Source organism: Burkholderia sp. AU16482, assembly GCF_002223285.1.
Taxonomy (GTDB): Bacteria; Pseudomonadota; Gammaproteobacteria; order Burkholderiales; family Burkholderiaceae; genus Burkholderia; species Burkholderia semiarida.
The window spans coordinates 1,868,920-1,882,338 of sequence record NZ_NKEY01000006.1; the positions used below are offsets into that span (position 1 = coordinate 1,868,920).

The 13,419-nt window shown below is 67.6% G+C and carries 12 protein-coding genes; 2 read left to right on the plus strand and 10 right to left on the minus strand.

The features are described 5' to 3' along the window. The first annotated feature begins 484 nt into the window (after positions 1 to 484). A complete protein-coding gene (locus CFB35_RS25670) occupies positions 485 to 1,726 on the plus strand; it encodes an FAD-binding oxidoreductase (protein WP_060314317.1) in 1,242 nt (413 codons plus the stop codon). Positions 1,727 to 1,777: 51 nt separating this feature from the next. On the opposite strand, the gene CFB35_RS25675 is transcribed toward CFB35_RS25670, so the two are convergent. From CFB35_RS25675 to CFB35_RS25720, 10 genes are all read right to left on the minus strand, one after another. Continuing rightward, positions 1,778 to 2,923 carry an alpha-hydroxy acid oxidase gene (locus tag CFB35_RS25675; RefSeq protein ID WP_089465727.1) on the minus strand — a complete coding sequence of 382 codons (1,146 nt, stop codon included), beginning with the start codon at positions 2,921 to 2,923 and terminating at the stop codon, positions 1,778 to 1,780. 180 nt (positions 2,924 to 3,103) lie between these two features. Then, entirely contained in the window at positions 3,104 to 3,871 is a 768-nt protein-coding gene (locus CFB35_RS25680; RefSeq protein ID WP_089465804.1) for a FadR/GntR family transcriptional regulator, read from the minus strand. A 68-nt stretch (positions 3,872 to 3,939) separates the two neighbouring features. Next, positions 3,940 to 4,830 carry an amidohydrolase gene (locus CFB35_RS25685; RefSeq protein WP_089465805.1) on the minus strand — a complete coding sequence of 297 codons (891 nt, stop codon included), beginning with the start codon at positions 4,828 to 4,830 and terminating at the stop codon, positions 3,940 to 3,942. 70 nt (positions 4,831 to 4,900) lie between these two features. After that, positions 4,901 to 5,842, minus strand: a complete 942-nt coding sequence (locus CFB35_RS25690) for an ABC transporter substrate-binding protein (RefSeq protein WP_059502372.1) — start codon at positions 5,840 to 5,842, stop codon at positions 4,901 to 4,903. A 94-nt stretch (positions 5,843 to 5,936) separates the two neighbouring features. Beyond that, positions 5,937 to 6,974 (minus strand): ABC transporter permease, encoded by a 1,038-nt coding sequence (locus CFB35_RS25695; RefSeq protein WP_059584416.1) that lies wholly within the window; start codon positions 6,972 to 6,974, stop codon positions 5,937 to 5,939. A 26-nt stretch (positions 6,975 to 7,000) separates the two neighbouring features. Beyond that, positions 7,001 to 8,539 carry a sugar ABC transporter ATP-binding protein gene (locus CFB35_RS25700; RefSeq protein ID WP_089465728.1) on the minus strand — a complete coding sequence of 513 codons (1,539 nt, stop codon included), beginning with the start codon at positions 8,537 to 8,539 and terminating at the stop codon, positions 7,001 to 7,003. A 12-nt stretch (positions 8,540 to 8,551) separates the two neighbouring features. After that, on the minus strand, positions 8,552 to 9,328 hold the full coding sequence (locus CFB35_RS25705) for an SDR family oxidoreductase (protein ID WP_089465729.1): 777 nt from the start codon (positions 9,326 to 9,328) through the stop codon (positions 8,552 to 8,554). 89 nt (positions 9,329 to 9,417) lie between these two features. Beyond that, a complete protein-coding gene (locus CFB35_RS25710; protein WP_089465730.1) occupies positions 9,418 to 10,695 on the minus strand; it encodes an L-fuconate dehydratase in 1,278 nt (425 codons plus the stop codon). Positions 10,696 to 10,718: 23 nt separating this feature from the next. After that, a complete protein-coding gene (locus tag CFB35_RS25715) occupies positions 10,719 to 11,561 on the minus strand; it encodes an ureidoglycolate lyase (protein ID WP_089465731.1) in 843 nt (280 codons plus the stop codon). Positions 11,562 to 11,640: 79 nt separating this feature from the next. Further along, complete coding sequence (locus tag CFB35_RS25720; protein WP_089465806.1) at positions 11,641 to 12,405, minus strand: SDR family oxidoreductase; 765 nt, start codon at positions 12,403 to 12,405, stop codon at positions 11,641 to 11,643. A 664-nt stretch (positions 12,406 to 13,069) separates the two neighbouring features. Between CFB35_RS25720 and CFB35_RS25725 the strand changes: the two genes are divergently transcribed. Continuing rightward, positions 13,070 to 13,360, plus strand: coding sequence for a DUF3331 domain-containing protein (locus CFB35_RS25725; protein ID WP_006484717.1), 291 nt, complete (start codon positions 13,070 to 13,072; stop codon positions 13,358 to 13,360). Positions 13,361 to 13,419: the final 59 nt, after the last annotated feature.

A 13,419-nucleotide genomic window follows, 5' to 3' on the forward strand; every position in this document is an offset into this window, starting at 1 on the left:
CCATCATAACGGCCCGCCTCGGGCGAGTCCATACCTTTCAATTAAGCAGTCCCTCGAATTACGCCGGTAAGCCGGCGGTGCAGCGGGACCTGGATCTTCCGGAATGACGCAACGGGTAAATTTGGCAATTCCGCGATGCAGCATCGTACGATTTACCGATGCCCCGGATCAAATGATCAACACGATCGGCGGCTTATGACAGGGTGTCGACACGTGGTGTGCAACGCATCGAGAATCGCGGGCGCCGGCGCGCGCATGCCGTCGCCATCGACGAACGTCAGTCCCGCCCGCGCCTGGCGCCCGGTTAGAATCCGGAATATCGCGAATCGTAAGTACGCATCCGGCAAGCCGAATCGGTTTTTGCGAATCGCATGACATCGCGGGTATCCTGACGGCAAGCTGTCCGTCGGCAGCCCTCCTCCGGAATTCGCCCCGACTGCAACGTCGGTTTCCAACCTGTCTCGACCGTTGTTCATTCATACCGATGGATTTCGACGTCATCGTTCTCGGCGCCGGCATCGTCGGCGTCTGCGCCGCGCTGCACCTGCAGGATCGCGGCCGCAAGGTCGCCCTCGTCGATCGCGGCGCGCCCGGCGAAGGCACGAGCTTCGGCAATGCCGGGCTGATCGAGCGCTCGTCGGTCGAACCGTACCCGTTCCCGCGCAGCCCGTTCACGCTGATGCGCTATGCGCTGAACCGCTCGACCGACCTCTACTGGCACAGCGCGTCGCTGCCCGCGTTCGCACCGTGGCTCGCGCGGTTCTGGTGGGAATCGGCGCCGCTGCGTCACGCGGCGGCCTCGCGCGACATGCTGCCGCTGATCGAGCGCTGCATCGTCGAACACGACGCGCTGATCGCGCGGGCCGGCGCCGGTGAACTGGTCCGCGCCAGCGGCTGGCTGGAAGCGTTCCGCACGCCGGCCGCATTCGAGCGCGGCGTGGCCGACGCCGGCCTCACCGCGCGCCGCCACGGGCTCGGCATCACGCCGCTCGATGCGGCCGCGCTGCGCGCGCACGAACCGAGCCTCGCATCGGGCTTCTGCGGCGCGCTGCACTGGCTCGACCCGAAAAGCGTCGTCGATCCGGCCGCGCTCGTCAAAGCGTATGCGCAACTGTTCGTGCAGGGCGGCGGCACGCTGCTGACCGGCGACGCCGCGAGCCTCGACGCGCTGTCGCCCGGCTGGCAGGTCCGGACCGACGACGGCCCCGCGGCCGCGCCGGCCGTCGTTGTCGCGCTCGGCCCGTGGTCCGACACGGTGTTCGGCAAGTTCGGCTACAAGATCCCGCTGCGCGAGAAACGCGGCTATCACATGCACTACGCGCCGTCCGCGCGCGGCGTGCCGTCGGCGCCGATCGTCGATCGCGAATACGGCTACGTGATCGCGCCGATGCGGCGCGGGCTGCGGCTGACGACCGGCGTCGAGATCGCGCGGCGCCGCGTGCCGCCCACCGGCGTGCAGCTCGAACGCGCGGAACGCGTCGCGCGGCCGGTGTTCGGTTTCGGCGAGCGGCTCGACCCGCATCCGTGGCTCGGCTTCCGGCCGTGCACGCCCGACATGCGCCCGGTGATCGGCCCCGCGCCCGCGCATCGCGGGCTCTGGTTCGCGTTCGGGCACAACCATCACGGGCTGACGCTCGGCCCCGTCACCGGCCGCCTGCTCGCCGAGATGATGACCGGGGAAGCGCCGTTCACCGATCCGGCGCCGTATCGCGCGGATCGCTTCTGAGCGGGCGATGCCGGCCGGCGCGCAGGCCTGACGGCGTCGTGCCCGCCGCCGTCAGCGAAAACGAAGCTGGCCCCGCCCGAGCTGAGAAACGGACGCGCAGCCCATCAGCCGCATGTCCCGCTCGATCTCCGTGCGCATCAGTTGCAACGCGCGCTCGACGCCGGGCTGCCCGGCGGCGGCGAGCGGGAACAGGTAATAGCGCCCCAGCCCGACGGCCTTCGCACCGAGCGCCAGCGCCTTGAGCACGTGCGAACCCCGTTGCACGCCGCCGTCCATCATCACGTCGATCCGGTCGCCCACCGCATCGACCACCTCGGCAAGCTGGTCGAACGCGGCGCGCGAGCCATCCAGTTGCCGTCCGCCGTGGTTCGACAACACGATGCCGGTGCAGCCGATGTCCACCGCCCTGCGCGCGTCGTCGACCGACATCACGCCTTTCAGGCAAAACTGCCCGTTCCATTCCCGCACCATCGCGGCGACGTCGTCCCACGACATCGACGGATCGAGCATGTCCGTGAAGTAGCGGCTGATCGACATCGCGCCGCCGCCCATGTCGACATGCCGGTCGAGTTGCGGCAAACGGAATCGCTCGTGGGTCAGGTAGTTGATCGCCCAGGCCGGCTTCAACGCGAATTCGGTGAGCCCCGCGAGCGTCAGCCGGAACGGAATCGAGAAGCCGGTGCGCTTGTCGCGCTCGCGGTTGCCGCCGGTGATGCTGTCCACCGTCAGCATCATCACGTTCACGCCGGCTTGCCTGGAACGGTTCATCATCTCGCGGTTGAGGCCGCGGTCCTTGTGAAAATAGAACTGGTAGACCTGCGGGCCCGGGCTGATCGCACGGGCTTCTTCCAGGCTCACGGTGCCGAGCGACGACACGCCGAACATCGTGTCGAATTTCGCGGCGGCGGCGGCGACCGCGCGCTCGCCGTCATGGTGAAACAGGCGTTGCAGCGCGGTCGGCGAACAGTACACCGGCATGCCGAGCTTTTGCCCCATGACCGTCACCGACAGATCGACGTCGCGCACGCCGCGCAACACGTTCGGCACGAGATCGCAGCTTTCGAACGCGCTCGTGTTGCGTCGATACGTGGCTTCATCGTCGGCCGCGCCGTCGATGTAATTGAAGATCGGCCCCGGCAACCGTCGCCTGGCCAGCTCGCGGAAGTCGTGGAAATTGTGGCAATCGTTCACGCGCATTCGTCACACTCCATTCGGCGCGCGAGCGGCACGCCGATCGACCGGCGCGCATCGCTCGCATCGCAGCGTTCGTTCTGTCCCGGCGGCCGATACCCTCGCGCGATGCGCACGCCGCATCGGCACGCGAAAATCCGCATCGTGTCGGCCGCGGCCGACCATGCGGCGAATCGACTCGCGCACTCAGTCGAGCGCGCGGCCAAAGATGCGGATCACTTCATCGAGATGCTCGGCCATCGCGCGACGCGCGGCGTCGGGGTCGCGCGCGCGGATCGCGTCGAGGATCGAGCGGTGTTCCAGCTCCGAGCGGTGCGGCATGTCGTTCGGCATGTACAGCGACTGCAGCCGCTGGAACATCGGGTCGTACTTGTGCGCCAGCAGTTGCTTGATCATCAGCGCATACGCGGCGTTGTCGCTCGCTTCCGCGATGCGGATATGGAACAGCCGGTCGCCCGGGTGCGTGAGCGAGCCGCTGCGGTTGTCGTCCTGGTTGCGCAGGAACGCTTCGTGGATACCTTCGATCTGCGCGTCCGAGCCGTGCTGCGCGGCCAGCGACGCGGCTTCCGGCTCGATCAGCCGGCGCGCCTGCAGCAGCGCGAACGGCGGGATTTCGGTATCGAGATCGAGTGCGATGCCGAGCTCCGGATCGATCTCGACGATCGAGAACGGCGCGACCGTCCCGACCGGTGCCGGCGCGGGTTCGGGCGCGGCCGCCGTTTCAGGAAGCCGCACCTTCACGCCGTCGCCGACGCGCACGCTGACGAGCCCGCTCACCTCGAGCGCGATCAGCGCCTCGCGCACCGATGTGCGCGACACGCCGAACTGTTCGGCGAGCTCACGCTCGGGCGGCAGATAGCTGCCCGGCGGGAAATCGCCCGACTCGATCATCGCGCTGAGCTTGTCGGCGATCTGCTGGTAGAGGCGGCGGTTCTGAATCGGCTGGATGGACATACGTTGACGCTGGTAATCGGTTTCGTTGCGGACGATCCGACGCATCGCATGGACCGTTCGCGCCTATTCTATATGCCGCGCTTCACATCGCCCGGCACCGCGTAGCAACGCGCGGCCGTGCCGCCCCACAACGCGCCGCGCTCGGCCGCCGACAGCCGCGATTCGGCCCAGCGCTCGACGAGCGACGCCACCTCGTCATACGACGCCGCGAGCAGGCACACGGGCCAGTCCGATCCGAACATCAGCCGCTGCGGGCCGAATGCGTCGAGCGCCGCGTCGAGGCACTGCTCGATATGCCGGATGTCCTGCGCGCGCAGGCCGCGCCGCCAGTCGGCCTCGGTCACGAGCCCCGACAGCTTGCATGCGACGTGCGGCAGCGCGCCGAGCTCGCGCAGCGACGCGCGCCAGCGTGCGAACGCGGTGTCGTCGCGCCCGAACTCGGCGAGCGCCGGCTTGCCGCAATGATCGAGCACGAGCCAGTGCGCATCGTGCCGCGCGCAGAACGCACGGACCGCCGGCAACTGGCGTTCGAACACGAGCACGTCGTACACGTAGCCGTTCGCCTGCAGCCACGCCACACCGCGGTTGAAGCCGGGATCGGCGACGAACGCGCCGACGTCGGCTTCGTCCTGCACCTGATGACGAAAGCCGCGCAGCTTCGGGCTGCGCCACTCGGCGACGCGGTCGGCCAGCGCGGGCGCACCGAGATCCTCCCAGCCGACCACCGCCGCGATGCGCGCGTCGTCGCGCGCGAGGTCGAGCAGGAACGCCGTCTCGTCGCGCCCGGCGCGCGCCTGCACCGCGATCGACGCGCCAAGCGCCTGCGCATGCAGTTGCGGCCACAGCATATCGGGCAGGTAGTCGCGCGCGAGCACGCCCATGCCGGGGCCGATCCACGGATAGTCGGCCGCGCGATAACGCCAGAAGTGCTGATGCGAATCGATACGCACTGCGCCCATGATCCCCTCGTGTTCAATCGACTCGGCGGCGGCGGCGCGCATCGTCGCGATCGCCGCCGGCACGCCACGGTCAGTCGTACAACACCGCCGCGATCTTCGGATCGTCGATATTGGTCTTGTCGTACCAGTAGAAGCCGGTATCGATGACCTTCGGCAGCTTCTCGCCCTTGATCGCCTTCACGGCCGCCTCGACCGTCTTGTAGCCGATCCCGATCGGGTTCTGCGTGATCGCGCCGGCCATCAGCCCGCTGCGGATCGCATCCTTCTGCTGCTTGCCGGAGTCGTAGCCGACGATCACGACCTTGCGCTTCATCTCGCGCACGCCGTTGACCACGCCGATCGCCGAGCCCTCGTTGGTGCCGAACAGCCCCTTGAGCTTCGGATACGCCTGCAGGATCGACTTCGTTACTTCGGTCGATTTCAGCTGATCGCCTTCGCCATACTGCACGGTCACGACCTGCACCTTCGGGTGCGCGGATTTCATCCGTTCGAGGAAGCCGTCGCGGCGGTCGATGCCGGTGCGGCTCGTCTGGTCGTGCGCGACCACGGCCACCTGCCCTTCGTCGCCGATCAGCGCGGCGAGCTTGTCGGCGGCGAGCGCGGCGGCCGCCTTGTTGTTGGTCGCGGCCGTCGTTACCGGAATGTCGCTGTCCACGCCCGAATCGAACGCGATCACCGGGATCTTCTCGGCCTGCGCCTTCTTCAGCAGCGGCAGCGCGGCCTTGCTGTCGAGCGCCGCGAAGCCGAGCGCGGCCGGCTTCTTCGCGATCGCGGCCGACAGCATGTCGATCTGCTTGTCGACCATCGCCTCCGTTTCCGGCCCTTCGAACGTCACCTTCACCTTGTAGTCCTTCGCGGCCTGCGTCGCGCCCGATTTCACGGCCTGCCAGAACTGATGCTGGAAGCCTTTCGAGATCAGCGGGATGTACGTCTCCTGCGCCTGCGCGCCGGCCGTGACGCCGACGGCGAACGTCAGCCCGACGATCGCGTTCAACACCTTGCTCCTGATCACTTCGCGTCTCCTTGGTTGGTATCGACTGAAATGCCGGCCCGGCCGGCGGTGCAGCGCCTGGGTGCCCGTGTTCGTTTCTTCCTGCGCGCGTGCATCAGCGGCGGCGCCGGCGCAGGATGTCCACATAGACGGCGAGGATGATGATCACGCCCGTCACGACCGTCTGCCATTCCTGCGCGACCGACATGATGCGCAACCCGTTGGTCAGCACGCTCATGATGAACGCGCCGATGATGGTGCCGACGATGCTGCCCGCGCCGCCCGACAGCGACGTGCCGCCGATCACGACGGCCGCGATCGCATCGAGCTCGTAGCCCTGCCCGAGCGCCGGCTGCGCGGAATTGAGCCGCGACGCGATCAGCAGGCCGGCGATCCCGCACACCGCGCCGCTGAACGTGTACACGGCGATCTTCCACGCGTCGACGTTCACGCCGGACAACCGCAGCGCCTCCTCGTTGCTGCCGAGCGCGAACGTGTAGCGGCCGAAGATCGTGCGATTCAGCACGATCGATGCGCCGATCGCGACGAGGAACAGGATCAGCACCGCGTTCGGGATCGGCAGCGCGGGGATCAGGTTGCCGATCAGCGAATCCTGCGCGATCGACGTGAAGCCCGGCGTATCGTTGAAGTAGATCGGCCGCGTGCCCGAGATCACGAGCGACAGCCCCTTGAGCAGCATCATCATGCCGAGCGTCGCGATGAACGGCGGCACCTTCATCTTCGCGATCACGAAGCCCGACACGCAGCCCGACAGCGCGCCGAAGCACAGCGCGGCCAGGATCCCGAGCGGCAGCGGCATCCCCCACTTCGTCAGCACGACGCCGGCCATCACCGCGCAGAACGTCATCAGCGTGCCGACCGACAGGTCGATGCCGGACGTGATGATCACGTACGTACACGCGACGGCCAGCACGCCGTTCACGGCGGTGGCCTGCAGGATCGACACGAGGTTGTCGACTTCGAGGAAGTTCGACGACGCGAAGCTGAAGAACGCGATCAGCAGCACGAGGCTCGCGAACGCGAGCAGCTTCTGCCGCGCGGCCGGGTTGAAGAAGCGCGACTTCAGGCTCGATGCGGCGGCCGGCGTGTCGCCGGTGGCCAGGGGCGGAACGGGATGCGTATCGTTGGACATGATCGTTAGGCGTCTGAGCGTCTGATTCAGGACAACACGGTCGACTCGCGCTGCGTCGCGAGCTGCATGATCTTTTCCTGCGTGGCGTCGGCCGCGCGCAATTCGCCGGTCACGCGGCCTTCGCACATCACGAGAATCCGGTGGCTCATGCGCAGCACCTCGGGCAACTCCGACGAGATCATCACGATCGCCTTGCCGTCGGCGGCCAGCGCGTCGAGCAGCTTGTAGATCTCGCTTTTCGCGCCGACGTCGATGCCGCGCGTCGGCTCGTCGAAGAACAGGATGTCGCAGTCGCGCAGCAGCCACTTCGCGATCACGATCTTCTGCTGGTTGCCGCCCGACAGCAGTCGCGCGGGTTGCGCGACCGACGGCGTGCGGATCGCGAGCCGCCGTACGTACGACTGCGCGGCGTCGCGCATCGCGCGCGCATCGAGGAACAGGCCGCGGCGCACGAAGCGGCGCATGCTCGACAGCGCGATGTTGTTCTGCACGTCCATCCCGACCGCGAGCCCGAAGTGCTTGCGATCCTCGGACAGGTAGCCGATGCCATATTTCACCGCATCGGCGGGCGTGCGGATCGTCACGGCCCGGCCGTGCACGCGGATCTCGCCCGCGTCCACCGGATCCGCGCCGAATACCGCACGCGCGACCTCGGTGCGGCCCGCGCCCATCAGCCCGGCGAAGCCGAGGATCTCGCCGCGCCGCAGCGTGAAGCCGACGTCGCGGATCGCGCGGCCGCGCGACAGCCCGCGCACCTCGAGCGCAATCTCGTTCGCGGACGTATCGGGCGGCGTGCGGCTTTCCGTATCGAGCTGGCGGCCGACCATCATCGAGATGATCGATTCCATCGACGTGCCCGCCATCGGCACGGTCGCGACATACTTGCCGTCGCGCATCACGGTCACGCGATCGGCGATCTGGCGCAGCTCGTCCATCTTGTGCGAGATGTACACGATGCCGACCCCGTTCGCGCGCAGGTCGCGGATGATGCGGAACAGTTCGGCGATCTCCGCGTTGTTCAGCGCGGCGGTCGGCTCGTCCATGATCAGCGCGCGCGAGTCGAACGACAGCGCCTTCGCGATCTCGACCATCTGCTGCTTCGCGACCGTCAGCCGGCCGACCGGCGTGCGCGGGTCGAGATCGAGCCGCATCCGCCGGAAGATCGCGGCCGCGTCGCGGTTGAGTTTCTCTTCGTCGACGAACACGCCGAAGCGGCCGCGCGGCTCGCGACCGATGAAGATGTTCTGCGCGACGCTCAGGTGATTCATCAGGTTCAGCTCCTGATGGATGATGCCGATGCCGAGCGCCTGGGCGGTGCGCGGATCGGCGATCTCCACCGGGCGGCCGTCCATCCGGATCTCGCCTTCGTCCTTCTGGTACACGCCCGCGAGAATCTTCATCAGCGTCGACTTGCCGGCGCCGTTCTCGCCCATCAGCGCATGCACTTCGCCGGCACGCAAATCGAAACGGCAATCGTCGAGCGCCTGCACGCCCGGAAAGCGCTTGCCGATGCCGGTCAGCGCGATCAGCGGCGTGGCGGTGTTCGGGTTCAGGTCGGGTTGCATCGCGCGCGGCCCTCAGCTGATCGCCCGATCGAGATGCGTATAGCCGCCATCGACGAACAGCCACTGGCCCGTCGTGTGCGATGCGCGCTCCGACAGCAGGAACACGGCCGTGTCGGCAATTTCGTCGGCCGTCGTGAAGCGCCGGCCGAGCGGCACCTTGCCGGCAATCTCCGCGACCTTCGCTTGCGGGTCGTCGAAGCCGGCGATCCAGTTCTGGTAGAGCGGCGTCATCACTTCGGCCGGGATCACCGCGTTCACGCGCACGCCGTCGTCGCGCAACGCGACCGCCCATTCGCGCGTCAGCGAGAGCTGCGCGCCCTTCGACGCGCAATAGCCGCTCGTGTTGCCCTGCCCGGTCACGGCCGTCTTCGACGAGATGTTGACGATCGCGCCGCGCGCCGCCTTCAGGTGCGGCACGCAGTAATGCGCCATCACGTAGTAGTGGATCAGGTTGCGTTCGAGCGATGCGACGAACGCGTCGCGCCCGGCGTCGAGACCGATGCTGTCGTTGATGCCCGCGTTGTTGACGAGCCCGTCGATGCGGCCGAAGCGCGCGATGGTTTGCGCGACGCCGTCGCGGCACTGCGCGTCGTCCTGCAGTTCGACCGTGACGCACGCGGCGCGCGGCTGTTTCCGCGTAAGTTCGCGCCGGAAGCCGTCGTCCGGTGCGTGGCGTGCGAACACCACCGGGATCGCGCCTTCGCCGGCCAACCGCATCGAGATCGCGGCGCCGATGCCCGACGCGCCGCCGGTCACGATCACGACCTTGTCTTGCAGATTCAAATCCACTTCGCGTCTCCGTCGTTCATGTTGTCGCCGCGCACGGCGCGCGGGGTGCGCCCGACGCGCACAGCGCGCGCCGTCGTGCGTCGCCCGCGTCAGCCGCGGAACCGGTACTGCTCCAGCGATTCGGGCTTCATCTCGATCGAGAAACCGGGCGCGGTCGGCGGCATGTACGCCGCGTTGCGCACCACGCACGGCTCGACGAAATGCTCGTGCAGGTGATCGACGTACTCGGTCACGCGCCCTTCCTTCGTGCCGGAGATGCACACGTAATCGATCATCGACAGGTGCTGCACGTATTCGCACAGCCCGACGCCGCCCGCATGCGGGCACACCGGCAGCCCGTATTTCGCGGCCATCAGCATCACCGCGAGAATCTCGTTTACGCCGCCGAGCCGGCACGCATCGATCTGCACGACGTCGATCGCGCCGCGCGCGATGAACTGCTTGAACAGCACGCGGTTCTGGCACATCTCGCCGGTCGCGACCTGCACCGGCGCGATCGCCTCGCGGATCTTGCGATGCCCTTCGACGTCGTCGGGGCTCGTCGGCTCCTCGATGAACCACGGCCGCGCGAACGCGAGCTCGCGCACCCAGTCGATCGCCGCGTCCACTTCCCACACCTGGTTCGCGTCGATCATCAGCTTGCGCTCGGGGCCGATCACCTCGCGCGCGATCGTCACGCGGCGAATGTCGTCCTCGAGGTTCGCGCCGACTTTCAGCTTCACGTAGTCGAAACCCTCGTCCACCGCCTCGCGGCACAGCCGGCGCAGCTTGTCGTCGCTGTAGCCGAGCCAGCCGGCCGACGTCGTGTAGCACGGGTAGCCGTCGCGCTCCAGCGCGGCGATCCGCGCGGCCTTGCCGGGCGCCTGCCGGCGCAGCAGGTCGAGCGCTTCGTCCGGGCGCAGGCAGTCGGTCAGGTAGCGGAAGTCGATCGCCCGCACCAGCTCCTCCGGGCTCATGTCGGCGACGAGCCGCCACAGCGGCTTGCCGGCGGCCTTCGCCCACAAATCCCATACCGCATTGACGACGGCGCCCGTCGCCAGATGGATCGCGCCCTTGTCGGGGCCGATCCAGCGCAACTGGCTGTCCGACGTGACGTGCCGCCAGAAGCGGCCCATGTCCTCGCGAATCCAGTCGAGGTCGAGGCCGACGACGAGGTGACGCATCGCATCGATCGCCGCGCAGCAGATTTCGTTGCCGCGGCCGATGGTGAACGTGAGCCCGTGACCTTCGAGCCCGCCGCGGTCGGTTTCGAGCACGACGTAGGCCGCCGAATAATCGGGGTCCGGATTCATCGCGTCGGACCCGTCGAGCTGGCGCGAGGTCGGAAAGCGCACGTCGAGGACGCGCATCGATCGAATGATAGGCATGACGAACCGTCCGTTGAAGGGAATCAGGCCTGCACGGTGCGCTGGCGTTGCTCGCCGAGCCCGTCGATGCCGAGCGTGATCACCTGTCCGGCACGCAGGTAGACGGGCGGCTTCTGCCCGAGGCCGACGCCCGGCGGCGTGCCGGTCGAGATCACGTCGCCCGGCTGCAGGCTCATGAAGCGGCTCAGGTAGCTGATCAGGTGCGGCACGCGGAACACCATCGTCGCGGTCGTGCCGTTCTGGTAGCGGTGGCCGTCCACCTCCAGCCACAATCGCAACGCGTGCGGATCGGGCACTTCGTCGGCCGTCACGAGCCACGGGCCGATGGGGCCGAACGTGTCGTTGCCCTTGCCCTTGTCCCACGTGCCGCCGCGCTCGAGCTGGTATTCGCGCTCCGACACGTCGTTGACGACGCAGTAGCCGGCGACGTGCGACAGCGCATCGGCTTCGTCGATATAGCGGCCGCCCTGGCCGATCACCACGCCGAGCTCGACTTCCCAGTCGGTTTTCTCCGAGCCGCGCGGGATCTCGACGTCGTCGTTCGGGCCCGAGATCGCGCTCGTCCACTTGCCGAACACGACGGGCTCCTTCGGCACCTCCATCCCCGATTCGGCCGCGTGATCCGAGTAGTTGAGCCCGATGCAGATGAACTTGCCGACGCGGCCGACGCACGCGCCGAGCCGCGGCGTGCCGTCGACGCGCGGCAGCGTCGACGGGTCGAGATCGCGCAGCCGCGCGAGCGACGCGGGGGTCAGCGCGTCGCCGGCGATATCGTCGATCACGCCGGACAGGTCGCGAATGTGGCCCTGCGCATCCAGCAGGCCCGGCTTTTCATGGTGTTTGTCGCCAAATCTCAGCAGTTTCATGTCGTTGTCTGAACGGAAAGTGAATGGGAAGGCGTGGTCGGCTAGACGCGGTCGGCCAGACGCGGTCGGCCAGACGCGGTCAGTTCGACCAACCGCCGTCGATCAGGTGAATCGTGCCGGTGGTGAACGACGCTTCGTCGGACGCCAGATACAGCGCGAGCGCGGCCACTTCGTCCGCGGTGCCGATGCGGCCGATCGGCTGGCGCGCGACGAATGCCTGGCGTACCTCGTCGGCGGACACGTGGCGCGTGCGCGCCTGGTCGGCGATGCGCTGCTCGAGCGACGGCGATTCGATCGTGCCCGGGCAGATCGCGTTGCAGCGGATGCCGCGCTCGACGAAATCGGCGGCCACCGCCTTGGTCAGCCCGATCACGGCCGCCTTGGTGGTGCCGTACACGAAGCGGTTCGGCACGCCCTTCACGCTCGACGCGGCCGACGCCATGTTGACGATCGACGCGCCGCCGGCTTCGAGCATCGCGGGCAGCAGCGCGCGGATCAGCCGGTACATCGACGTGACGTTCAGGTTCAGCGAGAACGCCCACGCGTCTTCGTCGCACTCGAGGATCGAGCCGTGGTGCACGTAGCCCGCGCAGTTGAACAGCACGTCGAACACGCGTTCGCTCGCGGCGAGCGCGGTGATGTCGCCCGCGTCGGTGACGTCGAGCCGCCGCGTGACCAGCCGGCCGCCCGCACGCTCGGCGTCAGCCTCGAGCCGCACCAGCGCGGCTTCGTTGACGTCCGTCGCCAGCACGTCGGCGCCCTCGCTCGCGAACCGCAGCGCGGTCGCGCGGCCGATGCCCTGCCCGGCCGCCGTCACCAGCGCGCGTTTGCCCTGCAATCTCATGAGCATGTCTCCGAAAAAGCCGGCCGCCAGTCGGCCGATTGGCACAAAGGACTAAAGGTCCAACCAATCATAGGAAGGGACGGCGTGTTTGTCACGAACTTGGGATTCAGTATTTACCCAGGGCTGCTCAATCCGTCGGGCGCAAGAATTCGGCGGGCGAGCGGCGTTGAAGCACCACCCCGCGGTTCGCTCAAACTCAATACCAGCGGGCCTTCCAGCCGAACACCGGGCAACGCCCGGAGCGGCGGACAACGTAAACTGACAAAAAAGTCATGTTCGCGTCAGGGTGTCAACGGGTGGCGCACGTCATCATGGTGCTGCCGGACCGCGCTTTCGGTACATCGCCCCCCTGCCCGCGCCGGATCCCTGCGGGCACCTCCGTCCCCCGGCGATGTATCCCGTGACTGGGCGAGCAGACACGGCGCGCGGCCCGATTTTCCGCCCCGGACTTTCCGTCCGGGGCTTTTTGTTCATGGTTTTTCAAGAAAATAAGCGTGGATTGTTTCTAAATCGGCAAAAGGTAATTCGAGCCGGACAGGATGTTTTTTCCGGTCACAGACGCTTACATTTAGCGCACCACTCATGGAAACCGCTACGGATTCGCCATCGGGTAGTGACATCCACTGCCACGGCCGAAACCGCACGAGCTTTAGGAAACGGCAAAATGAAGGCCTCCAAATCCCTGCCTGCGCTCGATCCCGCCGACGTCCACGTCGAAATTCTGGAACGTTCCGATACGCTGCTCGTCGTGCGTTGGGTCGAACCCGGCCGCTGTCACTACGGCGAACAACGCTGGCGCCGCCGCTTCGCGCAGCGCACCGGTACCTGCGCGCTGTCGCGCCAGGTCATCCACCGCGGCGACGAAGTGTTCCGCCCGGCCGAGCGCCCGGCCCCCGCGAACGCCGCCGCCATGATCTCCGCCGCCGAGGTGCTCGCGCTGGCCGGCAGCAGGTAACGCCTGCCGGCCGTGCGCCGGGCTGGCGATGCCACGCCATATGCCAGCCCTAGAAGCGC

Excerpts from the sequence above, each read along its gene's own strand:
- CFB35_RS25670 (WP_060314317.1), top strand. The coding sequence starts at position 485 with ATGGATTTCGACGTCATCGTTCTCGGCGCCGGCATCGTCGGCGTCTGC.
- CFB35_RS25675 (WP_089465727.1), bottom strand. The coding sequence starts at position 2,923 with ATGCGCGTGAACGATTGCCACAATTTCCACGACTTCCGCGAGCTGGCC.
- CFB35_RS25680 (WP_089465804.1), bottom strand. The coding sequence starts at position 3,871 with ATGTCCATCCAGCCGATTCAGAACCGCCGCCTCTACCAGCAGATCGCC.
- CFB35_RS25685 (WP_089465805.1), bottom strand. The coding sequence starts at position 4,830 with ATGGGCGCAGTGCGTATCGATTCGCATCAGCACTTCTGGCGTTATCGC.
- CFB35_RS25695 (WP_059584416.1), bottom strand. The coding sequence starts at position 6,974 with ATGTCCAACGATACGCATCCCGTTCCGCCCCTGGCCACCGGCGACACG.
- CFB35_RS25700 (WP_089465728.1), bottom strand. The coding sequence starts at position 8,539 with ATGCAACCCGACCTGAACCCGAACACCGCCACGCCGCTGATCGCGCTG.
- CFB35_RS25710 (WP_089465730.1), bottom strand. The coding sequence starts at position 10,695 with ATGCCTATCATTCGATCGATGCGCGTCCTCGACGTGCGCTTTCCGACC.
- CFB35_RS25715 (WP_089465731.1), bottom strand. The coding sequence starts at position 11,561 with ATGAAACTGCTGAGATTTGGCGACAAACACCATGAAAAGCCGGGCCTG.
- CFB35_RS25720 (WP_089465806.1), bottom strand. The coding sequence starts at position 12,405 with ATGAGATTGCAGGGCAAACGCGCGCTGGTGACGGCGGCCGGGCAGGGC.
- CFB35_RS25725 (WP_006484717.1), top strand. The coding sequence starts at position 13,070 with ATGAAGGCCTCCAAATCCCTGCCTGCGCTCGATCCCGCCGACGTCCAC.